Genomic DNA, 24813 nt, shown 5'->3' with positions numbered 1-24813 from the left:
TTTATCACACCATTTTAATACTACATAAGCCCTCCGCCGTCGTCCTTGGTGTTGTCATCTCTGTTCTTGCGTTCAACCTGCCTGTTTTTGCCGCTTCCGAAGCGGTAAGACAGCCCGAGGTAAGCCGAATTGCTTTCCCAGTTGAATCTTCCGGTCTGTACAAAAGGCCGTTCACTGTCAAAGGCAAACCGCATGGTATTGAAGATATCGTTGATGTTGAGGCTTAAGGTTCCCTTGCCATCGGCAAAGCTATATCGTGCCCCGGTATTTACGAAATACATGGATTTGGCGTCGAACTGGAGCGATTTGTTCTTGCCCCGGTAGAATCCGAAAACGGAAAGGGTCAGTTTCTTGGTCACTGTAAAATTGTTGTTCATACGGAAGTTGTAGGCCGTGTTGTCCACTTCAACATATTCCGTGCCTACATATCCTTTCTGTGTCTGGGAGAACAGGTCGAAACTGGTATTGAAGTTCCACCATTTTACGGGTTTGTAGTTCCCGGATATTTCCAGGCCATAGGACGAATTGTCGTCAAAATTGTCATAGGAGACGATCAGCTTGTTTTCGTCCAGCGGGTCTATGTACAGGGCGTGGTTTATTTCGTCTTCGATTTTTCGGTAGAAAACCCCGCCGGTGATACTTCCGTTTTTCAGTCGCCTTGTATAATTGGCTTCTATGGAATTGGTAAACTGGGGTTTGAGGCTTTCGTTACCGAATTCGGAAATCAGCGGGGTGCTCCATTTCCGTATGGGGTTTACCTGGCCTATACCGGGACGGTCCACCCTGCGGCTAAAGCTCACCTGGTACTGGTTCTTTTCGCTCGGCGAATAGGTTACGTAGGCCGAAGGATATAGCTGGGTGTATTTATCGGTAAAGGCCCTGACGGTGTTTGTATCTGCTTTTACCTCTACATTTTCAACACGCGCACCCACCTGGTACGACCATTTATCGAAATTCTGCCCGAAAGTGGCATAAGCAGAATAAATGTCCATGCTGTAATCGAAAATCGTGCTGGGGGTGGGGATCAGTTCACCATCGGCATTGAAAGACATTCCGTTGGAGTTAAAGCCCAGGTTGGTTTCAAATAACCTGGCTTCCGTACCCAGTTCCAGTTTGGATTTTTCCGACAAGGGGTTTACATAATCGAGATTTACCGTGGTCTGTTCTCTTTTTGTATCTGTATTGTCTATATAATCCGGGAACTGTGAGGGGCCTCTGAAACGGTTGTCCATGGTTTGATCGTCCTTAAAGCGGTTATAGTCCACTTCCAGTTCTATGTTATGCCCTTCCTTGGCAAAGTCCCGTTTATAATCGAAATTGTATTGCTGGCTGCGGTTGGAGTTTTCTTCATCCATGGATTGGAAAAGATTGTTGGCTTCGTTGTCGTGATAGAAGATGTTCGTTTCCCCGGCGCCCTTACCGTCAAAAGTGTTCTGGTTGGTAAAAACAGAAATGGTGTTCTTGTCGTTCAGGTAAAAATCCAACCCCACTTTATAGAGATGCGATTTGCGATTGTTGAGAAAGGAGAACTTCTGCTCCAGGTTTTCCTCGTTGCGGAAGAGCCTGCCCTTGTTTTTGTACTTCCCGATGTTGTTGCCATAGCTACCGTAGAGATTAAATTTTCCGTTACGGTAGTTGAGGTCTACGGATGAGTTGAATTTGGCCCTGTTTGCCTTGGTAAGCCCCAGGTTGACGTTTCCGTTAAACCCGATATTGGCGTTTTTGTGCAATACAATATTGATAATACCGCTCATTCCTTCCGGATTGTACTTGGCCGAAGGGTTGGTAATAAGCTCGATCTTCTTGATAGAAGTGGACGGGATCTGTTTTAAGAGCTGGGCTACCGGAACATTAGAGAGCTTGCCGTCTACCATAACCCTGACATTCTCATTGCCCCTGAGGGAGAGGTTGCCGTCCTGGTCTACATTTACCGACGGAAGGTTATTCATGATCTCCGAAGCCGTTGCGCCCGTGGTGGTAAGGTCTTTCCCTACATTGATAACCTTTCGGTCGATCTTTTGTTCTATGGTGGAGCGTTCGGCCACTACGTCCACGCCTTCCAGCTCGGCGACGTTCTCTTCCAGGGCTATGGTGCCCAGGTTTATCTTGTGGCTGTTGGAAGGAATGGTTAGCTGGCGGTGATAGGTCTGGTAGCCTATATACTGTACTTCGAAGACTATCGGCCCATCCGGCAGGCCTTTGAGCAGAAATGTTCCGTCGTCCCGGGTGATGCCCCCGGTCAGTATTTCGTTGTCTTTGGCAGACCGTGCCACTACCGATGCATAGGGGATGGGGTCTTGTAAGACCTTGTCAATGATCTTACCCGTAATGGTCCCCGATCTTGAAAGAGAAGTGGGTTCTGCGGATGCTTGTGCGCTGAGTGCATAGGAAATGAGCAATGCACACCATGTGAATACGTGTCTCATGGGTTGATTTTAGTTTTTTGATTGATGATGATTGTTATACCGTTTTCTTGTCCGGCATGTGATGAAAAGACGAAGAAAGGAGGAAAGTGTTACAAAAGAAAGATGGGTTTAACAGTTTTTAACAGTAGATAGGAGGGAGTTTTGGAAAGGATAGGGCACGAGTCCGGAGGCTCGTGCCAGTGTCTTGTATAGGTGCTGAGAGGTAAAGAAAGTATTTAGTGTTTCAGCGTTTTTTCTGGAGTGGTTTTTACTTATTTTTTCTTCTTCATTTTATTGATCCAGATAATGGTACCGGTAATGGGCAGGCTGGTGGCAATGAGGCAGGTGATAAAATAAATGATCTTGGAGAATGTGCCGAACACTGTTCCCATATGTATGGGCCTGATCAACGATACAATTCGTACATTAAGGGGTTTATCGGCAAAAATTTCCTTTTTCAGAATGCTGCCATCCCTGTCGATAACCAGCTTGTCGGCAGCAACGGGAGTAAAACCGGAAGTGTGATATTTCGTTATGGCATAGGTGTCTTTCGGGCCATTGGGAACAGAGACTGTGGTCTCACCTTCAAAAGGCAACTCTTCACCGGTGATACGATAAATATCTTCAAAAGTTTTTTCCTCCGAAGCAGGTTTGGCCACCGATTCTACTTTGGGGCCACCACCGCGGCCGCCAAATATTTTGGCTCCCAGCACGGCGCTTCCTGCATCCCTGTACCACGCAAAAGACCAGCACAGGCCGGTAAGCGCCATGATAACAATAAAAATACAGGCATAAAAACCCAGGGTATTGTGCAGGTCGTGGTTGATGCGTTTCCAGTTGGCAGACCATTTGATCTTAAAGCCCGGTTTAATGTTTTTCCACCTGAGCCTTTTGGGAAACCAAAGCACAATACCTGAGATGGAAAGTACAACAAAGATAAGCGTGGCAATCCCTACAATGGGCCTTCCTATGCTCGAATCCAGCAACAACCAACGGTGAAGCCTGAACATGGACCAGAAAAATTCGTCCAGGGAAGAAGTGGGCTGGTCATAGACCTTTCCGGTATATTGATCCACATAAAAAGTGGTGCCCCGCCGGTCTTTTTCGGAAGTTTTTATTCTGAACGCGTACGGAGTCGTTTTTTCGGGAGAAATACTGACACTCAATAATGTTCCTTTGTCCTTTACTTTTTCGTTTAGTACGGCCACGGGCAGGGTTTGTTCCTGGTCGGGGGCTACGGTTATCTCTTCCGTAAATGCCGCCTTGATCTCCTCTTCAAAAGTTAAGATCGTTCCGCTCAGGCAAACTAAAAACAGGATGATACCGCTTATAAGGCCGAGCCATAAGTGCACATCATTGATAAACTTCCTGAAGGTGTATTTTTTCTTTTTCTTCTTCATAGTTCCATGGATTAGTTGTTGCCAAACGGTTATACGATAAAACCAGAATAAGGTGTGGCCAAATGATACCACACCTTATGGATAAGAAATTCAAAAAATAATATTAAAAGGTATAGGTCACCACTCCGGCAAATGTTCTCGGATCTGTCTGGTTGATGAAACTTGTCCTGTATGCATTATAACCTATTTCATTGAACAGGTTGTTAACGAGGAAGCGCACCCCCCAGTTGTCGTCGATCTTGTATCCTGCCTGGAAGTTAACCAGGGTATATTCTTTAACATCGAAAGGTTTTTGATTGGGTACGATACCTTCGTGAGTCACCGCTCCCGAACTCCAGTCGTTAATGGGCCTTTTTCCGGTATAATATGCTCCTGCGCCCACAGAAAGTCCTTCCAGGTTTCCTTTGAACAAATAGTTGGCATACAGATTGGCGGTATGTTTCGGAGTGTTTAGAGGGGCTGAACCATAAACATAGGCGTTGTGTTCCTTATACCGGGCATCGATATAGGAGTATCCGGCAATGACTTCCAGGTTTTCCAGGGGCCTTCCGGTAAGTTCTGCTTCTATCCCCTGTCGCTGGTCATTTCCTCCTTTTTCGTAGTAAAGGATATTGGTCCAGGTTTCGTCATAAACCGCGAGGTTAATGTCTTTGTTGTTGATCTTAAACAGGGTGAGGTTAAAACGTAAACGGTCGTCCAGCCAGGTGGTCTTTACCCCGGCTTCGAGCTGGTCATAGCGTTCGTTGCCCAGTTCTTCCCCGTTTTTCCCGAGGCGTGCGGCAGTTCTGGGGTAGGAACTGTTAGTGTATGAAGCAAAAATGTTGATGTTCTTAATGGGTGAGAAGATAACTCCTGCCAACGGGTTAAAGGCTTCGCTGGTGGTGTTCTCTACTTCGGCAATGGTTTCGGTAGAGCTGTAACGTAAACCTATGAAAGTTTTAAACCAGTCGGTCCAGGTGATGACGTCCTGGGCTACAAAACCGATGGATTTTGTTTCGCCTCCGTTGGTGCTTGCTTCTCCTAACTCCAGTCCGCCTGGAAGCCTGTTGGTATTTTGGGCAAATACATCAATAGTGTCGATGGTGCCGGAAGACTGGCTGCGGGTGGCGTATTTCGAAGCCCTGTAATCGAAGCCTACCTGGAAGGTGTGTTTAATGCTCCCGGTATAAATATCATCGCCGATCAGGTCGAACTGCAATACGCTGTTGTCGTCTTTCCGGGTTGATGTGGAGTAACTTCTCTGCCTGAGATTGTATTGTGTTTCCCCTCCTGCTTCAATGGAGCCTCTTCCGAAACCGGCCCCCTTATCGTTCAGGTCGAGGTGCGATTTATAAAAAGCTCCTTTTAAGGTAAGTTTGTCGCTTAAGGCCCGGTCGAAACGGATACTGTAAGAACTGTTCTTGGTAATGGATTTATCGTTCTTAAACCCTAAAAACTGGTTATGGGGCAGGTCGTAAATGGCATTGACATCGTTTTCGTTCAGGTTTACTGTTCCCATATCAGGGGTCCGGCTGTCGTCAAAATAATCCATTTCCAGGGTTACCTTGGTCTTGTCGTCAATACGCCATTGCAATGAAGGATTGATGTAAAAACGTTCGGAAGAAATGCCGCGGCGATAGCTGTCTGCACGTTCCAGTGCTCCGTTGATCCTGAAGGCCACGTTCTTTTTCTCGTTAAGCGGGCCGTAAACATCAAAGGTAGGGCGTACCTGTCCGTAGCTGCCCACCCGGAGGGAGGCCTGTCCGCCAAAGCGATATTTAGGGGTTTTGGTAACGATATTGATAATCCCCCCGGGGCTTCCCAGGTCGGTGGCCACCCCCTGGGTGATGGATGCTGCTCCCTTAAGGACCTGGATATTGTCCACGCCCTGCATGTCGGTCAGGATACCCACGCCCCTGAAATCCGAGTGTACACGCACCCCGTTCTTCAGAATGGGAATACCCCTGAATCCGCGGGAAGACATACTTTCTCTTTTGTTGCCGTAGGTAGCAAAAGTATATACCCCCGGTACGTTTTTGGTGGCTTCGGAAATGGTCAGGGCTCCCTGGTCTTCAATCAGTTTTTCACCGATGACCGAAATACTTTGTATTTGCTCGTAAGGTTCCAGCGGTAGCCGGGTCAGGGCTTCGATCTTATCGGGATGCTGGTAGCGGTTACCGAAAACTTCTACCGCATTCAGATGGTTGTCTAAGTCCAGGCTGAACGTAACGCCCGAAAGCTCCTGTCGATCGACCGATATGGTTGTGGAGGCACTTACAAAGCCCACGGCACTGGCCTGTAAAATCCAGTTTCCATAGGGGACATTATAAATGCTGAAATACCCCTGCTCATCAGCCGAAACACCTTTCTGAATTTTATTAATAAAAACACTGGCATAAGGGATAGGCTCGTTGTCTGCCGTGGTTACTTGTCCCTTTACGGTTCCTGATTGCTGTGCATAGGTTGTGCCCAAACAACATAAGAGCGCAATAAATAATGCTTTTTTCATAGATCCTTACTTAGACTCATTATAAATTGCTGGCAAAAATAGGGTGTATTCGCGGAAGAGTAAACTTTATTTAGAATAAATTCGAATAGTGTATTATGATCGATTGATAATGAAATCCTTACGGAATGTTAAATTTTTTTATACCCATAGAAGCAAATGGTCATTTGTGCATTATTAGAGGGGGCAGGCAGATCGCTTTGCGTTTGAAAAGAATGTTACTTTCCTATGATCTCTTTTCGATGTAACAGTCCCCAGTAATGCAATTCATCCAATAGTTTTTCGAGTGACATTCCGTGTGCTGTAATGGAATATTGAACGGTCGGGGGAAAAGTGTTGAAGACTTCTCTTAGGATGAGTTGGTGGGTTTCGAGTCTTTTCAGCTCTTTGGAAAGTGTTTTGTCTGTTATTCCGGGGACATCCCTGGATATCTGTTTAAACCGCTTCGGGCCTTCCGACAGGGAAAACAGGATAAGCAGTTTCCACTTTCCTTCCAGTGTTTCGAGTGCATCCCTGATGGAAAGCATGGTTTTCGGGCAACCGCCTTTTGACAGCATAACTTCTGTTTTGGATTACATTACTTTCTCATTGGATAGTGCTATCCATGGGGAAAGTACTATCTGATGGAAAGCAAATATAGATAATTTTGTTTTTATAAAATCTAAAAGATATACGACCATGACAAATGAACAAAAAACATGGGGAACAATGCACATTATCCTTTGGATAGCACAAGTGATTTTAGCTGCTGTGCTTATCTGGGCAGGAGTGATGAAGCTATTTCAGCCTGCTGATAAATTAGTTGAAATGTGGCCCTGGACGGCCGATAATTCCGGGTTGGTCATCCTGACAGGAATACTGGATCTATCGGCCGCGGTGGGATTGGTCTTTCCGGCACTGTTTCGCATCCGGCCCCGGCTCACTGTTTTTGCCGCCTATGGAGTGGTAGCCCTGATGATGGCAGCAGGTGTTTTTCATATTTTAAGGGGAGAGGCCTCTCAGATCGGCATAAACATCTGTTTTGGTATTATAGCTGTGTTCATTGCCTGGGGAAGATCGAAAAAGGAGCCGATAATGACCAGAGCAAAATAATGCTGAAGGCTGAACCGGGAACAATCCCTTAAAGTTAGTCTGCCGGTGATATTTTGTTGAGGGGAAAAGCCGATCTTATAAAAACAGGAAAGTACGTGTCACATACTGTTTACAGGCATTCCTTGATTTTACTTCTTAACCGGGGGATTACCTCTTTGTCAAACCACGGATTTTTGGCCCTCCATATGTTATTTCTCGGAGAGGGATGGGGCAGTACAAAGTATTTCGGAAGGTATTCCTCGAAGTTCTTTACGGTTTCGGTGAGGGTCTTTTTTTTCAGGTCCTGCAAATAGTATCCCTGGGCATAGGCGCCGATAAGCAGGATGAGTTTTACCTGTTTCATCTGCTTCCAGAGGGCAGGGTGCCACAGCGGGGCACATTCCTTCCGGGGCGGAAGGTCACCCGATTTTCCTTTGCCCGGATAGCAGAAACCCATGGGGATCAACGCCACTTCTTCGGCATTGTAAAAAGTGTCCCTGTCGATCTGCATCCATTGCCGGAGGTTGTCCCCGCTTTTGTCATCCCACGGAATGCCGCTTTTGTGCACGATGGCACCGGGAGCCTGGCCGATGATCACAATTTTGCTGTCGGGATGTGCGGTCAGTACGGGGTTGGGGCCCAGCTCCAGGTGCGGGGCACATACCTGACAGCTCCTGATATCTTTGAGCAGTTGTTCCATATTGTTATTGGTGTCCTTTTGCCGTTAGTGCTATTCCTTGAAAGATCTGTCCTTCTTTTTTACCCGGAATTCGTAAACATCGAGGAAGCGACCGGGAACCTTACTCGGTTCGCGCTGAATGACGGAGCCGCCCATTTTGTCGTAAAACCCTTTGGCATGAGGGTCGGAGGCCAGTGATACGGATCTGCCGCCCTTTTCCTTGATGTGTTTCAGGATATGCTCAAATATCCGTGTGCCATATCCTTTCCTGATGTAATCGGGCAGTAACCAGAAATGGTCTACTTCCCAGTGCCCCTTTTCTTTGTCTACCAGGGCATAAAAACCGATAAAACCCTGTGTCCCTTCTATTTTTATCACATCATTTCGGGTGATATAGTCCGGGCTTATGGTCAATTCTTCCTGCCATAACTTCATCAGATGATCGGCATAGCCCCAGTATTGCTTGGAGGTCCTGGCGGTCCGGGTAAGGAGTTCGTGGTCTTCCGGTGTGGCGGCAGTATAAGTCAGTTTACGGCTCATCTGGTGCTGTATAAAAGGTTGTCCATCATTTTTACAATCCTTTCGGCACGGCTGTCTTCCTGCTTTACCTCATATATCCATTGCAACCAGTGTCGTTTTTGATCTTCCGGCAAATGCTGAAAGTTCCGATAGGCTTCAGGGGGTTCTGTTTTAAAACAATCCATGATGTCTTCCGGGATTTTAAGAGGGGTGCCTGAAGAAAAATCTACGGCCTTTTCCTCAGCAAAGGGTTTTTCCGGATATAATTTCAGGTGTACATGATCGCCTTCACCTTTGCCGATGGCCTTACGGACAGATGCATTTACGGGCAGGAACATTATACCGTTTCCTTTGGGCATCAGGGTCTTTCCGGTAAGCGGATGCCCGTCTATTTCGCCATATACCCGGAGCATTCCGAAATATTTGTCCCTTTGCTGGTTAATCTCGGGGAGGGCTGCGTAGGTCCATCCGCCTTTACCCGGAAATTTTTCCAGCAGGTATTTTTTGTCCACTAAGGGTTTGGGTGCCATGTGTTGTGTTTTTCAGTGCTGTGTTTGGCGATATAAAAATATGGATTCTTATGGAATTAGGAGTTGTTTTTAGGTAAAGTCCGTCAATTTTATTGACTTGGCGACAAGGGGACCGGGTGACATGGAGACTGAGTGTCCAATATTGTAATGCAGGAATAAAAAAATAAGGTTTAAAAGATACGTATTCTCCCTTTACCTGTGCTGAGCCCTTCGGCACTTCGACAAGCTCAGTGCAGGCGAGCTGAGGATAAACTAAAGCCGAAGTAAGGGATACCAGGGCAGAGGGGGCTCCCCTTGTTATATTGCACCCAAAAACTCCCCAACTCCAAAACTCTCCCCCTCCCTTCAAATTTTATCGTATCTTGTAAAATACAGCAACCAAAGAATATCAAACACAAAAAATCATGGCAAAAAAGAACGAAGCGGTGGCCAGTAACGGCCTGGATGATTATTTTACACAGGTAATTACCAGTAAACATGTGTTTTATGTGGACGAACCTGTGAGTGCGGGCGGCAAGGACAAACAACCTTCACCTACCGATTATTTGCTGGGGGCTTTGGCTTCCTGTACTGCGATAACCATGCGAATGTATGCCCAACGCAAGGGATGGGACGTAGGGAAGATAAAGGTGCACGCCTCCCGGTTGTCCGTGATGGGTAATGACGGGATACGACAGAAAATAAAGAAAGAAGTGGTCTTTGAAAAAGAGCTTCCGAAAGAGCAGGAAGACCGCCTCATGGAGATCGGTGAAAAATGCCCTGTAAGCCTTATGCTGAAGCAAAACGTGGAAATGACCCTGGAAAAAGTGGATAAACTGGACGAAGGCATCGTTAAGGAATATACCAAAGAAGGTACTACCGTGGTCTGGAAGCCCAATCTGTGCATCCATTCGGAAAAGTGCTGGCGCGGGCTGTATTCGGTGTTCAATCCCAAAAAACATCCGTGGGTGAACATGGATGGCGCTCCTGTGGATAAGATCGTGGAGCAGGTAGGAAAATGCCCTTCCGGTGCGCTTTCCATCAAAAAGGAGCCGTAAGGCATTTGTTTTGATGTAATAAAGCCTGTCAAAGATCACATGACAGCTTTCGTTTGTTTAAAAAACACAGTTATAAAAACTTCGGTCACCGGTCACCCATCCTCCGTCTGAAAAATATAGTATATTTGTCCCTTTATAAACGTAACAAGCTGGTTTTTTGAAGATATTTTTTGAATGGGAATTATAAAACTTCACGACAAATACTTTGAACCTTTTATATCTTCCGCAGAGATCGACGCGGCTATAGGACGCCTGACGCAAGACGTCTGCGCAGACCTGAAGGGCGAGGTACCTGTATTTGTGGCCATCCTCAACGGCGCTTTTATGTTCGCGGCCGATTTTTTAAAACAATATCCGGAAGACTGTGAAATATCTTTTGTTAAATTAGCTTCTTACAGCGGCACCTCTTCTTCCGGGCGGGTACAACAGCTCGTAGGCCTGAGTGAAAACCTGGAAGGCAGGACGGTTGTAGTGCTGGAAGATATCGTGGATACAGGGAACACCCTGGTGGAGATACACCGCATATTTTCGGGCATGAAGATCAAGGGCCTGAGAGTAGCTACATTGTTTTACAAACCCGAAGCATATAAACAGCAATTAAAAATAGATTACATAGGGATGGAGCTTCCCAACAGGTTTATCGTAGGTTACGGACTGGACTACGACGGCCTGGGAAGGAACCTGCCCGAAATATATCAATTAAAAGAAAAAGACATGATAAATTTAGTGCTCTTTGGAAAACCCGGAGCGGGAAAAGGAACACAGGCAGCTTTTTTAAAGGAAAAATATAATCTGGTACACATTTCTACCGGAGAGGTGTTTCGCTACAACATCAAGAACGAAACCGAGCTTGGCAAACTGGCCAAGACCTATATCGATGCGGGAGGATTGGTGCCCGATGAGGTGACCATAAATATGTTACAGGCCGAAGTGGAAAAAAACATAGGTGCCCGAGGGTTTATTTTTGATGGTTTTCCAAGAACAACCGCCCAGGCCGAAGCCCTGGACAACCTGTTGCACACCGAAGGAATGGAGGTCAATGCTACCATAGCCCTGGAAGCTGATGACGAGGTGCTGATCAACCGCCTGCTCGAAAGGGGAAAAATAAGCGGGAGAAGCGACGACCAGGACGAAGAAAAAATAAGGAACCGTTTCGAAGAGTACAACAAAAAAACAGCGCCTTTGATGAATTATTACAAGGAACAGGGCAAGTTTTTCAGTGTTAACGGCATCGGTTCCATAGAAGAGATCACCACACGTCTTTCCGGGGTTATCGAAAACCTGGAGGTGGTCAAAGGGTAGGGGTACAGGACTTTGTACCTTTGCATTAATTTTATTTAAAAAAGCCACGGCAAGAAGATGACGGAGGGGAATTTTGTAGATTATGTAAAAATATATGTGTCCTCCGGAAAAGGAGGCAAGGGGTCTGCCCATTTGCACCGGGAAAAGTACGTAGCCAAGGGAGGTCCCGATGGCGGTGACGGCGGGCGGGGCGGACACGTTATTATCCGGGGAAATAAAAACCTCTGGACACTTTTTAATTTTAAGTTCAAGAAACACTTCAAGGCAGGCCACGGGGGAGACGGAAGTAAAAACCGCAGTACGGGGGCAGATGGAGAGGATACCTATATGGATGTTCCCCTGGGAACGGTGGTCAAGGATACCGAGACGGGAAAGACCCTTTTGGAAATTACCGGGGACGGTGAAGAAAAAGTGATAGCCCGGGGAGGTAAGGGCGGACTGGGTAACTGGCATTTCAAAAGTGCTACCAACCAGACTCCCCGCTATGCGCAACCCGGACTGGAAGGAGAAGAAAAGAATATAACCCTGGAACTGAAGGTCCTGGCCGATGTCGGTCTTGTAGGCTTTCCGAATGCGGGAAAATCAACCCTCCTTTCTGTAATGACCGCAGCCAGGCCCAAGATCGCCGATTACGAATTTACTACGCTAAAGCCCAACCTGGGCATCGTACAGCACCGGGATTTTCAGACCTTTGTCATGGCAGATATTCCCGGGATCATAGAAGGTGCTGCCGAAGGGAAAGGCCTCGGGCATTATTTTCTGCGCCATATAGAAAGAAATTCAACCCTGTTGTTCCTGATTCCGGCGGACAGTAAGGATATTAAAAAAGAATACGGGATATTACTGGACGAACTCCGCCGTTACAATCCCGAAATGCTCGACAAGGACCGTTTTATTGCCATCTCCAAATCGGATATGCTCGACGATGAGCTGAAAGCCGAGGTCCAAAAGGAGCTCACCGATGCTTTTGATGGTGTGTCCTATATGTTCATTTCTTCCGTAGCCCAGCAGGGGATGCAGGAACTGAAAGACAAGCTGTGGGAGATGCTGAATAAAGAGGAAGTGTGAGCGGGTTATATTGGGGTTCGAGAAAAGAAAAAAACACAGGTTATAGCCTGTCGTTTTTCACTATCCGGGCGTTTTTTTCGGCAAATTGATCTCCCCAGCCTGCAATAACTTCCAGTACGGGGATAAGTGTTCTGCCAAAATCCGTAAGCGAATATTCTACCTTTAACGGGGGTTTTGAGGTGTATACTTTACGGTTTACAATACCGTCCTCCTCCATCTGTTTTAGCTGAATGCTGAGTGTCCTTTCCGTGATGACCGGGAGTTTTTTCCGAAGCTCGCTATACCGCATAGTCCCTTGTTTCAGGTGAGACAGGATCACCGTTTTCCACTTTCCACCTATAAATGCCATGGTGATACTGGTGCCACACGGGTACAGTTTGTCTCCTATCTTATATAACTCTGTTTCGCAGATCAGTCCCATTTTTTACCACCTATCCTTTTGGATAGTTATTGCAAAGCTATTTAACTGTATTTAGTTTTGCAACTATAATTTTTATAGTATAAAAAATGAAAAGATCATTTATCGTTTTAGTCCTTATTTTTCCTGTTATTTTAAAAGCACAAAGCAGTGTTATTGGAGTGGCTTCCTTTAAAGGAGTTCAGGTAACCGGCGTTACCGTAACCGAAAGCGGAAGGATTTTTGCTAATTTCCCCAGGTGGAGGAAAGGTGTGCCCTTTTCAATTGTAGAGGTTTTTCCCGATGGAAACTATAAACCCTATCCGGATAAAACTGTAAATTCCTGGGAGGTGGGCGATCCGGCAGGTGAAAAATTTATTGGTATACAGTCCGTAGTGGCCAGCGGGGAGGAGCTGTATGTTTTGGAAACTGCCAATCCCATGTTTTCCGGGATTATTACTTCGCCAAAAATCTATGTATATGATCTCGGGAACGATACCTTAAAAGATACTTATGTACTGCCGGACGGCGTGGTAAAAGAAGATTCCTATGTAAATGACCTGAGGGTAGATGTCAAAAAGGATAAGATATATCTAACAGATTCCAAAAGGCCGGGGCTGATCATCGTAGATAAACGGAACCGTACTTTTACCAGGGTGCTGGACGGACATCGGTTTACAACGGCAGAAGCGGACCATCTTACTTTTGGTGATAAACCCTTGAAGGCTGAAGTGCATTCGGATGGGATTGCACTGGACACTAAAAATGATGTACTCTATTTCCATGCATTGACGGGATATACGCTTTACGGGATAAAGACCGAAGACCTGCTGGATCCGGAAAAGTTGAAGACCGTAAAACCTTTTAAAATAAAGACTGCTGCACCCGACGGAATGATCATAGACAAAAGGGGGAACCTCTATTTTGCCGACCTTGAAAACAATAAGATCCAATATCTGGCGCCGGACCGTAAAACCATTGAGACCCTGGTGGAAGGAGAAGATGTCCGATGGGCGGACACTTTTGGTGTTTACGATGGCTATTTGTACTATACCAATTCGAGGATACATGAAGTAGAAGGGAGTATTGACGATATGGAGTTTACCATTAACAAAGTGAAACTTCCGGAGTAGATAGTCTGCAACTTATATTTTCCGGAGGTGAAAGTGGCAATTTTTCCGTAATTTTGAGAAAAGCGATGTGTTATGCGATTTCTTAAGATCTTCTTTTTGTCTGTTCTGTTTGTAGCTTGTTCTACGGCAAGGATCGATTACGACCGGGGCGCGGATTTTTCGGCTTATAAAACGTTTAGCTTTTATCCGGAAATGAACTCCGGGCTGAACCAGCTCGATGAAAAACGTATTATTGCCCAAACCGAAGCATTGCTCAGAAGCAGGGGCTTTGTACGGTCGGACAATCCGGATATGTATATCAATATTTTTACCAGGCAATACGAAACCCCGTATAACAGTTCCGTAGGGATTGGTATAGGAAGTGGTGGAAGGCGTGGAGGTTTTGGTATTTCGGGAGGTATTCCCATCCGTTCAAACTCTACGACCCAGGAAATCACTTTCGATCTTATCGACGCTCAAAAGGACGACCTTTTCTGGCAAGGCGTCTATGAAGCCAAAATAGGTAACAATTCCAGCCCGGAAGCCAGGGAACAGATGTACCGTAAAGTGGTGCAAAAAGTGTTCGGTAAATATCCTCCGGGACGAAAATAAACGAATACTGGAATTTTGTTGATAATAATGTGAATAATGGATAAGAAAAAAGGCTCCCCTCTTCAGATGAAGAGGGGTGTCTCGCTTGCGGGACGGGGAGTTTGAAGGCCCAAATCCTGGGTATATCCCCAACTTTTGTATTTATCCAATGGCTTGGGCCTTCAAACCCTCCGATCCCGATTGAAATCGGGACCACCTCCCTTCATCTGAAGAGGGGAGCCTTTTTTAAATCTCAAATAAAGGTTGTAATTTTTAAATGTTTTTGATCCAGAGAGTTTAAGCATTATTCACGTTAATAATGAGTTTAGCTTAATAAAAAAATCCCCTGCCGGAAATAAGCGGCAGGGGATCTAAAAACCAATTAACTAACCAACTCAATTAAAGTTATGAAATCTCGATGACTTTTTTGGGTTTGGGCAATGCTTCGTCGCGCTTCGGAAGGGTGAGTTTAAGTATTCCGTTCTCGTAAGCAGCGTTGATGTCTTCTTCGTTTACACTGTCCGGCAGGTTGAATGACCTTTGAAAAGCGAAGTGACTGAACTCCCTGCGGGTGTATTTGTCATTTTCATCTTTCTTTTCTTCTTTGTGTTCGGAAGAAACGGTCAGTACCTTGTCGTCCACTTCAATGTTGAAATCTTCCTTGCTCTTGCCCGGAACTACTAATTCCAGGACAAAATCTTTATCGGTTTCCCTGATGTTCACGGCCGGAACATGTGAATTGAAATTTTGTATTCCGCCTAGCCAGTCAGGCTTGAGGAATTCGTCGAAGAAAGAAGGGAACCAAACATCGTTATTTCTTTTTACCAGTTTCATAATGCTATTGTTTTTTTAAGGTTCGACACTTTTTATTTGTTGTTTCAACCGGTAAATAGCAAATGCAGTTCCAATCCTGATTTCAGGACATTATGACATAGATGTATCAAATTTTAGTGTCATAATGTCAGTTTCGAATCAATTGTAGTGTGTTTTAAAGATCCGGATAAGTACATCCGGAGGGACTACCTTGTTCGGGTACCGGTGCATAATTTCCAGTATTTTGTCCGTAGCCTGGGGATTAAGCCCCATATGGATGCCGAGGTCCTTGATCTTGTCAATCTCACCTGGGCTGGACGACTGGTCTACATTCATGAGCAGAACCAACCGGTGAAACTGTAAAATGCGTTCGGACTCGGGTTTCAGGGGCACCTGTTCTACTTTTTGGGTGAAGAGGCTGTCAAGGGTCTTTTTTGCTATGCCCAACTGTTCGGCTACGGTAAGGAGAAAACGGTATTCGATGTCTTTGATGTCACCATCGGTCCTGGCCAGGGCGATCATATCCGCGAGCAGGCTCAGTTTTTCTTTTTTGGTGTTCATGGAAGGTTGGAATTGCGATAGGTTGTTTTAAAATGATTTAAATTTTTCTCTTTTGAGATTAGGTTGATGTAGTTAAATTGGCACATGATCTATATATGTAAAACAAAAACTCCCGGAAATTATTTTCCCGGGAGTCCGAATTTATTTTATGACCTGAAGAGGCTTAGTTCAATACTTCTTTAACCTTGTCGGCAGCTTCCTGGAACTGTACGGCAGAGTGTACGGCCAGTCCGGAATTGTCGATAAGTTCCTTGGCGATCTCTGCATTGGTCCCCTGAAGGCGAACGATGATCGGCACCTGGATGGCATCTCCCATGTTCTTATAGGCATCTACGATACCCTGGGCCACACGGTCGCAACGAACAATACCACCGAAGATGTTGATCAGGATGGCTTTTACGTTCGGGTCTTTCAGGATAATACGGAAAGCAGTTTCCACGCGTTTGGCATCTGCAGTACCTCCAACATCGAGGAAGTTAGCAGGCTCCCCACCGGCCTGTTTGATCAGGTCCATCGTGGCCATGGCCAATCCGGCGCCGTTTACCATACATCCTACGTTACCGTCCAGGTCCACGTAGTTCAGCCCTACGGCCTTGGCTTCCACTTCGATGGGGTTTTCTTCGCGGAGGTCGCGCATTTCCGCGTAATTTTTATGACGGAACAGGGCGTTGTCGTCCAGGGTAACCTTGGCATCGACAGCCATGATCTTATCGTCGGAGGTCTTTAATACCGGGTTGATCTCAAACAGGGAAGCATCGGATTTGGTGTAAGCAGTATAGAGCGCGCTTACGAATTTTACCATTTCCTTAAAGGCGTTTCCGCTAAGTCCGAGGTTAAAAGCTACTCTTCTGGCCTGGAAAGGCAGTATGCCTACCGATGGGTCGACCTCTTCCGTAAAGATGAGGTGAGGTGTCTTTTCGGCCACCTGCTCAATGTCCATCCCTCCTTCGGTAGAGTACATGATCATGTTCTTTCCCTTGGCACGGTCGAGGAGTACTGACATATAGAACTCAGAAGTTTCACTGTCTCCCGGGTAGTACACATCTTCTGCAACCAATACCTGATGTACTTTTTTTCCTTCGGCAGACGTCTGGGGGGTGACCAGGTTCATCCCTATGATCTGTTCTGCCAGTTCTTCTACCTGTTTCAGGTCCTTGGCCAGTTTTACACCGCCACCCTTACCACGGCCTCCTGCATGTACCTGGGCCTTGATAACGTGCCATCCGGTTCCTGTTTCCTGAGTGAGCTGCTTGGCAGCAGTAACGGCTTCCTGCGGGTTGTGGGCCACAATGCCCCGTTGTACCCTGACGCCGAAACTGGCTAATATTTCTTTTCCCTGATATTCGTGTAAATTCATAACTTCAAATATGTTTGTTTTTTGGGTCTGAATCCGATGTCCGGAGTCCGAAGTTTTGTAGGCAGATCAATTCTACTTCCGATTTCTGACTTCCGACTTCTAACTTTTTAACGAGTGACAAAAATAGGAAACCTGGTATAATTACGCCAGCTTAAATGTATTTTTTTGAATTGACGCAAAAATTGCTGTATTTTGTCTTTCGGAAGATAAAATATTGATCTTCAGAAGTGAATGTTCCAGATGTAAAAAACGGGTTTTTAAAAGGATGGTCTTATAAAATGAGTTGTTTGTTTTTTAACAAAATGTTCGTTTTTTATGTTTTTGATTGCTATTTTTTCCCGGGAACAGGTCTAATGCCTTATATTTGTGGGCTTAAACAGACGAAACAAGACACTAACACTATTTTTTAGATATGAACAATCAAGACTTATTGCATATAGCCCGTGAGTTTGGAAATCCGGTCTACGTATATGATGCAGAAAAGATCATATCGCAATACCAGAGACTGACCGGGGCTTTCGGCAAGGTGAAAAACCTGAGAGTGAATTATGCAGCCAAGGCACTTTCCAATATTTCCGTTTTAAAGCTGCTGAACAATCTTGGGAGCGGCCTGGATACGGTTTCCGTGCAGGAAGTACAGTTGGGATTGCAGGCCGGGTTTAAGCCGGAAGACATTATTTTTACGCCCAACGGGGTTTCTCTCGAGGAGATCGAGGAGGTGGCTGCACTGGGCGTGCAGATCAATATAGACAATCTTTCCATACTGGAACAATTCGGTACCAAACATCCCGATATTCCTGTGTGTATCCGTATCAATCCTCATGTGATGGCCGGAGGGAATACAAATATTTCCGTAGGGCATATCGATTCCAAGTTCGGGATAAGTATACACCAGATACCGCATCTTCTGCGTATTGCCGAAAACACGAATATGCACATTAACGGTATCCATATGCATACCGGGAGCGATATTCTGGATATAGAGGTGTTCCTCTACGCTTCGGAAATTCTCTTTGAAACTGCAAAACAGTTTAAAGACCTCGATTTTATCGATTTCGGAAGCGGGTTCAAGGTGCCCTACAAAGAAGGGGATATCGAGACCAATATTGAAGAACTGGGTAAAAAGCTCACCAAAAGGTTTAACGACTTCTGCAAGGAATATGGCAAAGACCTGGCCCTTGCCTTCGAGCCCGGTAAATTCCTGGTCAGTGAAGCGGGGTATTTCCTGGCCGAGGTCAACGTGGTGAAACAAACCACTTCCACGGTTTTTGCGGGAGTGGATACCGGATTCAACCATTTGATCCGGCCTATGCTCTACGGGGCACAGCACGAGATCGTCAATATTTCCAACCCCGGTGGCAGGGACCGTTTTTATTCGGTAGTAGGATATATCTGTGAGACAGATACCTTTGCCAACAACCGCCGGATCGCCCAGATCACCGAAGGGGATATCCTGTGCTTTAAGAATGCCGGGGCCTATTGCTTTACCATGGCGAGCAATTATAATTCGCGCTTCAGGCCTGCCGAGGTGTTGTGGTATAAAGGCGAAGCTCACCTCATACGAAAAAGGGAAACCTTTGAAGACCTGGTCAGGAATCAGGTAGAGGTAGACGTGCTGCTTCCGGAGAGCAATAAGGTAGGGGAAGAGGCTGTGATGATAAAAGACAAATAATAGAAATATACCGAAATAACAGCATTGCAAAGCACATAAGCAGAAACGAACAGAGCTATTGTTCCTGCTTATGTGCTTTGTGTGTTTTTGGTGACTATGGTTTTATAAGCTATTTCTTTTCCAGAAGCCTTTCGGCCTTTTCGATGCTCTGGTTGACGAGATCCCTGAGTTCGCTCATTTCTTCTTTTTCAGACTTTAGAAGGGCGATCTTTTGAGTGATCTCCTCCGGGGTCTTGTCCTTCAGGGGCGCATCGTCATAAGGGAATTTTTCGCTGAAGTCTTTCATCCAGTCCATCATGACCTTGTGAGATTTTTTGAGGCCTTCCGCGGCTTCGGTATAAGCAGCGGTTGTAGTGTCTGCTTCTTTTTTCAGTTGTTGTCCCAGCGTGTTCAGTTTGCCCATTTGGGGCATAACTTCGTCATGGATAACGATCACCTCGTCAAACAGGGTTTGGAACTCCCGGGCTTCTTTAGATGGTTTTGTGGTACACGCAGTGGTTACGGTAAATATTGCGATCAGTATTACAGGGCTATTGAAAAATTTCATTGCAAAAATTATTTTTGGTTTTGAATATAATTATAAGGCAGTCTTTCTGAAGGCCAGAAAGAGAAACAAGGAAAACCGGTAATTTAAAGCAATACGATCGGAGGTTTAAGCGGGCTTTTCCCGAAGCGGGAAGTGTAATTTTCCGGAGGATAAGGCGTGTGGATCGTATGGACATAACTGAAATGAACCGGGGTAGGCTCTTCCCTGTCATGGACATAGAGTAACTGGTATTCGAATTTTGTGGCGGGCTTGTCTCCGTGGTCGTTTTGGCTCTCTTTCTTTACGGCTTTCATCAGGTAACATTTGCCGTAACAATGCACTTCCGGCCTGTCTTTGTTTATACAGAGCACCTTGCTGATATAATCGTAGTTAGCTGCATATTCCAGGAAAGGAAATGCAGGTCTGAAGCAGATCACAAGGGCCAGTATGAGAAAGCTGTGTTTCACAGGGCAAAAGTAAGCAATCGTAGTATTTTTGGGGCACTGGTTTTGTTAAAATGACAGGTGCCGGTTGCCAGTTGCCAGTTGAATTTTAAACCCGTAACCCGTAACCGGCAACCGGAAGATCAATTCTCAAAGACAAACTGGATAATATTGGCACCCATTCTCAGGGCTTTTTGCCGGATTTCCTCGGGATCATTATGTACTTCGGGGTCTTCCCAGCCGTCGCCCAGGTCGGTTTCGTGGGTAAAGAGGAGTATCAGTCTTCCCTCGTGGAAATACCCGAAAGCCTGAGGGGGCTTGTTGTCGTGCTCGTGTATTTTAGGGAGTCCGTTTGGAAACCGGAATTTTTGGTGGAATATAGGGTGATTGGCAGGAAGTTCCTCCCATTCTTTATCCGGGAAGATCTTGAGGAGTTCTTTTTCCAGGTAAGGCTTCATTCCGTAATTGTCGTCGATATGCAGAAAACCGCCGGAAAGAAGGTAAGTGTGGAGGTTTTCTGCCTCCTCCCGGGTGAAAAAGACGTTGCCATGCCCGGTCATGTGGAGAAAGGGATACTGGAAAATATCCATGCTGCCGGCTTCCACCGTTTGAAAGTTTTTGCTGATACCCGTGCCCAGTTCACTATTGCAGAACGCGATGAGGTTGGGCAGGGCAGTAGGATTGGCATACCAGTCGCCCCCGCCGCCATATTTCAATAGGGCGACCTCCTGGGCGTGTAGGAAACTGCTCAGGAAAAAAATAGGGATGAATATGATCTTACGCATTATATGATGAATGATTCTGCTGTTTGTTTTTCGTAATATAACACCATACCCGATAGAAACGCATGGCCCCCGAAAAATCGGGGCAGGCTGCGCATCTTTACAGGGATTATATTTTCTGGTTCATCAGCGCAACCGTATGGCAGGCAACTATGGCCGCTGTCTCTGTCCTCAACCGGGTATTCCCCAAAGATACGGGAATATATCCTTTGTCTTTGGCCAGGGCGATCTCTTTTCCGGAAAAATCGCCTTCCGGGCCTATAAGAACTGTGATGTTTTGCCCGGGGGTTATCTTTTGTTTGAGGAGAAACCGTTCTTCTTCTTCGCAATGCGCTATAAAAACCTGGCCTTCTGTTTGCCGTTGCAGAAATTTGTGCAGCGGCATGGCCGGGTTCACTTTGGGCAGATAGGCCGAGAGGGATTGTTTCATGGCCGATTGTATGATTCTTTCCAGTCTTTCGGGTTTTATTTTTGTCCTTTCGGAATGGTCACAGATCACCGGGGTGATCTCGTCAATACCTATTTCCGTGGCTTTTTCAAGGAACCATTCGTAACGGTCGTTCATTTTGGTAGGGGCCACGGCAAGGTGCAGGCCATATGTTCGTGGAGGCTGTTGTGTTTTTCCGGTGATACGGGCAGTACAGTGCTTGATGTCGGCCAGGATGATCTCCGCCTCGAATATCCACCCTTTGCCATTGGTAAGGTGTATGTGGTCTCCTTCCTTTTTTCGCAATACCTTTGCGATATGCCGGCTTTCTTCCCGGTCAAAGACAAACCGGGATTCTTCCTCGCTGATGTCCGGACTGTAAAATAGGTTCATGGGCACAAACTCTGCTGGTTTGTGCGAATATATAAATAATTGTTTCAAGTAACCAGCATGCCATTGACAATTCAGAAGCAATAGTTGGTGTTGGTTTTTTGGGGAATATAAATAATTTTACTTTTGTTTAACTACCCGACCTTCTTTTGGAATGACAACTGTTCTACGGTGGCTCCTCCCATGGTTACGGTTTCTGTTCCGAGTGTTTCAAACCCGGCATCGAGGATTGTTTTTTGATGGTTTTTCTCTATGTCCCATAGTTTTACCACCAAAGCATCGTGTTTCCGCTGCCTGGCGATCTCTTCTGCCCGATGCAGGAGTTCAGGCAGTCCTTTTTCCGTGGAATTGTGAACGATCTTGTGAAAGAGAAGCGGCTTTGAGCTTCCTTCCGGCTTTTTTTCGTCAGGCAGGGAAGAAAGCAGTTCTGCCGAAGCAAGGGGAGTGGCATCCTCAAAGGCCATCAGCATCTGTTTGGAGAAATCGTTATGGCTTTTTACAAGGGGTTCCAGTACATACGTGTTGTCGATATGAGCCTTGATCGCTGCATATTCCGGATGATCTTCAAACAGCCTTCGGTATTGCGCCTTGGTGTTGTCAATGATCCAGTGGGCGTGATCTTCGGTCAGGACAATATATTTTACAGTTACAGGCATATTGATGAATTTTTTAACAGGGTTCGACTTAGGTCTGTTCCGGGGCCTTCTTTTTCCGGAATATATACATCCAGATCGTACGGGACATGCGGAAATTAAAGGTGCTGAGTGCCACGGCTACTACTGCAACGATAAAGAACACATAAAGATTTCCCAGTCCCAGCATAAACTTAACGATAACCATGATAGCTATCATTTCGGCTATGGTGAGCACATAACTCACATACATGGCACCGAAAAAATACCCGGGTTCCTGCACAAAATTATACCCGCAGTTTTCGCATTTGCGATGCATTCTGGGCATGCGGAAAAGAAAAACGTTTCCCCTGGAAGAAAAAATATTCCCCTTTTCACAATTTGGACATTTTCCCCGAATAAGGTTGATGAGATCTGTCATGAGTTGCAATGTTTTTACGGTACAAATTTGAGAAGAAAATAAAAAAACACCATTACACTTTTCTCGCTTTAATTTGTACTTTTGAGACACGATAAAGGAGATGAAAAATATCCAGGTATTACATATCGGCGAATTCGAACAGGAGAAGTCCTACCCCTATTTCTATATAGACACTTTTCGCAGGCATTCAGACAATTTTCACAAAACCATTACCATCCCTCACAAACACAACTTTTTTGTCGTCGTGCTCTTTACGCAGGGGAGGGGCACCCATGAAATTGATTTTAATTCGTATGAGATCAAACCCGGCAGTGTTTTTTTGATGTATCCGGGGCAGGTCCACCACTGGCAATTTACAGAAGATACCGATGGTTATGTACTCTTCCATACCCAGGAATTTTACGAAATGCACTATATCAACCGGCCCGTAAACAATTTTCCCTTCTATTTTTCGACGCAGAACCCGCCATACCTGCTGCTGAACACTGCCGAAACCTCTGAAATGACCCGTTATTTCGAAGAGATCTTGTCCGAATACCGGGAGGAGAACCTGCGCAAGATGCAGCGAATAGTAAGCCTGCTGGACCTGTTATATATAGATCTGAGCCGTCTGTACCTTCAAAGTGGTGCGGAAAAAACGGCCGTTCCCGTAGCCTATACACGAAAAATAAGGCAACTGGAGAAGTTGATCGAAAGGCATTATACCACAGAAAAATTAGCTTCGGCCTATGCGGAGATGATGCATGTTAGTCCCAAGCACCTTAATCGCATGGTCAAAACTTCACTTCAAAAAACCACTTCCGACCTTATCATCGAGCGGGTGATGCTGGAAGCCAAACGCTTGCTGGTACATTCGCCAAATGCCTTTTCTGATATTGCAAGACAACTCGGCTATGAGGACTACGCTTATTTTTCCCGCCTGTTCAAGCAGAAAACCGGTTTAACGCCCTCGGAATTTGTGAAGAAATACAAATAGAGAACAGATATCATATTGTGAATCCAGATAATTTTGTTAAACCTTCCCTTCGGCTTTCTCAGGGACCAAAACCTTGAACCTTGAACCTTGAACCTTGAACCTTGAACCTTGAACCTTGAACCTTCCCTTCGGCTTTGCTCAGGGACCAAACCTTAAACCTTAAACCTCGCCTTGGCCGTAACCGAATGGGCAGAAAAGTCTTTTTCCAGGTACTTAAGGTAACCCGTAATGCCTATCATGGCGGCATTGTCGGTCGTATATTCAAATTTGGGGATAAAGGTCTTCCAGCCATATTTTTTTTCGGCTGCTTTCAGGGCTTCGCGTATCCCCGAATTGGCAGAGACCCCGCCGCCTATGGCAATTTGTTTTATTCCGGTCTCCTTGACGGCTTTACGGAGCTTGTCCATCAGGATATTGACAATGGTGTATTGGATGGAAGCGCAGATGTCTTTCAGGTTTTCTTTGATAAACTCCGGGTTTTCGGCTGCGTGTTTTTGTATAAAGTAGAGAATGGAGGTTTTGAGCCCGCTGAAGCTGAAATCCAGGCCGTCTACCCTGGGTTTCGGGAATTTAAAGGCTTTGGGGTCTCCTTCCCGGGCGTATTTATCGATAAGTGGTCCGCCGGGGTAGGGCAGTCCCAGTATCTTGGCGCTTTTGTCAAAAGCCTCGCCCACGGCATCGTCGATAGTCTCACCTATAACGCTCATGTCAAAATAATGGTCAACCCGGATGATCTGGGTATGGCCACCGCTTATGGTCATGGCCAGGAACGGGAACGAAGGTTTGTCATAGCCCTCTTCCTCGATAAAGTGGGCCAGGATATGTGCCTGCATATGATTGACCTCGATCAGGGGAATGTTCAGCCCCAGTGCAAGCGACTTGGCAAAAGAAGTTCCTACGAGCAGAGACCCCAATAATCCGGGGCCACTGGTAAAAGCTATGGCAGATAACTCTTTTTTACCGATATTTGCTTTGTCCAGGGCCATGTGTACCACCGGAACGATATTTTGCTGGTGTGCCCTGGAAGCCAGTTCCGGAACAACACCGCCGTATTCCTCGTGGATTTTCTGGGTAGCCACAACATTGCTCAGGACTTTCCCGTTAAGGAGAACAGCGGCCGAAGTGTCATCACAGGAAGATTCTATGGCGAGGGTGTATGTTTTTTGCTCCTTCATCAACACTTTTGGAATAAAAATTGTTCTCCGCAAAGGTAGGCA

26 protein-coding genes are annotated in these 24813 nt (G+C 45.9%); 8 read left to right on the top strand and 18 right to left on the bottom strand.

Annotation, left to right across the window (positions count from 1 at the left end; all coding sequences use genetic code 11):
- Positions 1-20: 20 nt before the first annotated feature.
- The 4 genes from KN811_RS08135 to KN811_RS08120 form a co-directional block, all read right to left on the bottom strand.
- The gene (locus tag KN811_RS08135; RefSeq protein ID WP_187964635.1) at positions 21-2426 is read right to left on the bottom strand and encodes a TonB-dependent receptor; all 2406 of its coding nucleotides are present in this window, start codon (positions 2424-2426) and stop codon (positions 21-23) included.
- A 251-nt stretch (positions 2427-2677) separates the two neighbouring features.
- On the bottom strand, positions 2678-3805 hold the full coding sequence (locus KN811_RS08130; protein ID WP_187964636.1) for a PepSY-associated TM helix domain-containing protein: 1128 nt from the start codon (positions 3803-3805) through the stop codon (positions 2678-2680).
- A 103-nt stretch (positions 3806-3908) separates the two neighbouring features.
- Positions 3909-6293, bottom strand: a complete 2385-nt coding sequence (locus tag KN811_RS08125) for a TonB-dependent receptor (RefSeq protein ID WP_187964637.1) — start codon at positions 6291-6293, stop codon at positions 3909-3911.
- A 215-nt stretch (positions 6294-6508) separates the two neighbouring features.
- Positions 6509-6847, bottom strand: coding sequence for a winged helix-turn-helix transcriptional regulator (locus KN811_RS08120; protein WP_187964638.1), 339 nt, complete (start codon positions 6845-6847; stop codon positions 6509-6511).
- 121 nt (positions 6848-6968) lie between these two features.
- Here KN811_RS08120 and KN811_RS08115 point away from each other — a divergent pair, with 121 nt between their 5' ends.
- Complete coding sequence (locus KN811_RS08115) at positions 6969-7382, top strand: DoxX family protein (protein ID WP_187964639.1); 414 nt, start codon at positions 6969-6971, stop codon at positions 7380-7382.
- Positions 7383-7491: 109 nt separating this feature from the next.
- Here the strand turns inward: KN811_RS08115 and KN811_RS08110 are convergent, their stop codons facing one another.
- From KN811_RS08110 to KN811_RS08100, 3 genes are read right to left on the bottom strand one after another with little or no spacing between them, the layout of a single operon-like run.
- Positions 7492-8061, bottom strand: a complete 570-nt coding sequence (locus KN811_RS08110) for a uracil-DNA glycosylase family protein (protein ID WP_187964640.1) — start codon at positions 8059-8061, stop codon at positions 7492-7494.
- A 30-nt stretch (positions 8062-8091) separates the two neighbouring features.
- Positions 8092-8580, bottom strand: a complete 489-nt coding sequence (locus KN811_RS08105) for a GNAT family N-acetyltransferase (RefSeq protein ID WP_187964641.1) — start codon at positions 8578-8580, stop codon at positions 8092-8094.
- Positions 8577-9089, bottom strand: a complete 513-nt coding sequence (locus KN811_RS08100) for a YdeI/OmpD-associated family protein (protein WP_187964642.1) — start codon at positions 9087-9089, stop codon at positions 8577-8579. Before KN811_RS08100 ends, KN811_RS08105 begins: the two co-directional genes overlap by 4 nt.
- Before the next feature lie 404 nt (positions 9090-9493).
- On the opposite strand from KN811_RS08100, the gene KN811_RS08095 reads away from it, so the two are divergent.
- The 3 genes from KN811_RS08095 (at position 9494) to obgE (ending at position 12496) form a co-directional block, all read left to right on the top strand.
- The gene (locus KN811_RS08095) at positions 9494-10126 is read left to right on the top strand and encodes a (4Fe-4S)-binding protein (RefSeq protein ID WP_187964643.1); all 633 of its coding nucleotides are present in this window, start codon (positions 9494-9496) and stop codon (positions 10124-10126) included.
- Positions 10127-10300: 174 nt separating this feature from the next.
- Complete coding sequence (locus KN811_RS08090; protein ID WP_187964644.1) at positions 10301-11428, top strand: adenylate kinase; 1128 nt, start codon at positions 10301-10303, stop codon at positions 11426-11428.
- Positions 11429-11485: 57 nt separating this feature from the next.
- Positions 11486-12496, top strand: coding sequence for a GTPase ObgE (obgE, locus tag KN811_RS08085; protein WP_187964645.1), 1011 nt, complete (start codon positions 11486-11488; stop codon positions 12494-12496).
- Between the two features lie 40 nt (positions 12497-12536).
- Here the strand turns inward: obgE and KN811_RS08080 are convergent, their stop codons facing one another.
- Entirely contained in the window at positions 12537-12917 is a 381-nt protein-coding gene (locus tag KN811_RS08080; protein ID WP_187964646.1) for a winged helix-turn-helix transcriptional regulator, read from the bottom strand.
- An 86-nt stretch (positions 12918-13003) separates the two neighbouring features.
- Here KN811_RS08080 and KN811_RS08075 point away from each other — a divergent pair, with 86 nt between their 5' ends.
- Together KN811_RS08075 and KN811_RS08070 are read left to right on the top strand one after the other, a co-directional pair.
- A complete protein-coding gene (locus tag KN811_RS08075; protein ID WP_187964647.1) occupies positions 13004-14026 on the top strand; it encodes an L-dopachrome tautomerase-related protein in 1023 nt (340 codons plus the stop codon).
- Positions 14027-14098: 72 nt separating this feature from the next.
- Positions 14099-14617: a DUF4136 domain-containing protein gene (locus KN811_RS08070; RefSeq protein WP_187964648.1), complete on the top strand. Its 519-nt coding sequence runs from the start codon at positions 14099-14101 to the stop codon at positions 14615-14617.
- A 384-nt stretch (positions 14618-15001) separates the two neighbouring features.
- Here the strand turns inward: KN811_RS08070 and KN811_RS08065 are convergent, their stop codons facing one another.
- The 3 genes from KN811_RS08065 to sucC form a co-directional block, all read right to left on the bottom strand.
- Positions 15002-15430, bottom strand: coding sequence for an Hsp20/alpha crystallin family protein (locus KN811_RS08065; protein WP_187964649.1), 429 nt, complete (start codon positions 15428-15430; stop codon positions 15002-15004).
- Between the two features lie 138 nt (positions 15431-15568).
- Complete coding sequence (locus KN811_RS08060) at positions 15569-15970, bottom strand: TerB family tellurite resistance protein (RefSeq protein WP_187964650.1); 402 nt, start codon at positions 15968-15970, stop codon at positions 15569-15571.
- 163 nt (positions 15971-16133) lie between these two features.
- On the bottom strand, positions 16134-17327 hold the full coding sequence (gene sucC / locus KN811_RS08055) for an ADP-forming succinate--CoA ligase subunit beta (RefSeq protein WP_187964651.1): 1194 nt from the start codon (positions 17325-17327) through the stop codon (positions 16134-16136).
- A 412-nt stretch (positions 17328-17739) separates the two neighbouring features.
- On the opposite strand from sucC, the gene lysA reads away from it, so the two are divergent.
- The gene (gene lysA, locus KN811_RS08050; RefSeq protein WP_187964652.1) at positions 17740-18999 is read left to right on the top strand and encodes a diaminopimelate decarboxylase; all 1260 of its coding nucleotides are present in this window, start codon (positions 17740-17742) and stop codon (positions 18997-18999) included.
- A gap of 109 nt (positions 19000-19108) precedes the next feature.
- On the opposite strand, the gene KN811_RS08045 is transcribed toward lysA, so the two are convergent.
- The 6 genes from KN811_RS08045 to KN811_RS08020 form a co-directional block, all read right to left on the bottom strand.
- A complete protein-coding gene (locus KN811_RS08045) occupies positions 19109-19546 on the bottom strand; it encodes a hypothetical protein (RefSeq protein WP_187964653.1) in 438 nt (145 codons plus the stop codon).
- 83 nt (positions 19547-19629) lie between these two features.
- Positions 19630-19992 (bottom strand): hypothetical protein, encoded by a 363-nt coding sequence (locus tag KN811_RS08040; RefSeq protein WP_187964654.1) that lies wholly within the window; start codon positions 19990-19992, stop codon positions 19630-19632.
- Between the two features lie 119 nt (positions 19993-20111).
- Complete coding sequence (locus KN811_RS08035; protein WP_187964655.1) at positions 20112-20753, bottom strand: DUF4159 domain-containing protein; 642 nt, start codon at positions 20751-20753, stop codon at positions 20112-20114.
- Positions 20754-20859: 106 nt separating this feature from the next.
- The gene (locus tag KN811_RS08030) at positions 20860-21570 is read right to left on the bottom strand and encodes a 16S rRNA (uracil(1498)-N(3))-methyltransferase (RefSeq protein WP_187964656.1); all 711 of its coding nucleotides are present in this window, start codon (positions 21568-21570) and stop codon (positions 20860-20862) included.
- Between the two features lie 131 nt (positions 21571-21701).
- A complete protein-coding gene (locus KN811_RS08025) occupies positions 21702-22223 on the bottom strand; it encodes a hypothetical protein (protein ID WP_187964657.1) in 522 nt (173 codons plus the stop codon).
- Positions 22224-22251: 28 nt separating this feature from the next.
- The gene (locus tag KN811_RS08020; RefSeq protein WP_187964658.1) at positions 22252-22620 is read right to left on the bottom strand and encodes a DUF983 domain-containing protein; all 369 of its coding nucleotides are present in this window, start codon (positions 22618-22620) and stop codon (positions 22252-22254) included.
- 100 nt (positions 22621-22720) lie between these two features.
- Between KN811_RS08020 and KN811_RS08015 the strand changes: the two genes are divergently transcribed.
- Positions 22721-23596: an AraC family transcriptional regulator gene (locus KN811_RS08015; RefSeq protein ID WP_187964659.1), complete on the top strand. Its 876-nt coding sequence runs from the start codon at positions 22721-22723 to the stop codon at positions 23594-23596.
- Positions 23597-23748: 152 nt separating this feature from the next.
- On the opposite strand, the gene tsaD is transcribed toward KN811_RS08015, so the two are convergent.
- A complete protein-coding gene (gene tsaD / locus KN811_RS08010; RefSeq protein WP_187964660.1) occupies positions 23749-24771 on the bottom strand; it encodes a tRNA (adenosine(37)-N6)-threonylcarbamoyltransferase complex transferase subunit TsaD in 1023 nt (340 codons plus the stop codon).
- Positions 24772-24813 lie beyond the last annotated feature (42 nt).

The organism is Sinomicrobium weinanense (genome assembly GCF_018863395.1).
In the GTDB taxonomy this organism is placed as follows: Bacteria; Bacteroidota; Bacteroidia; order Flavobacteriales; family Flavobacteriaceae; genus Sinomicrobium; species Sinomicrobium weinanense.
This window is presented reverse-complemented; position numbering and strand designations above follow the sequence as displayed.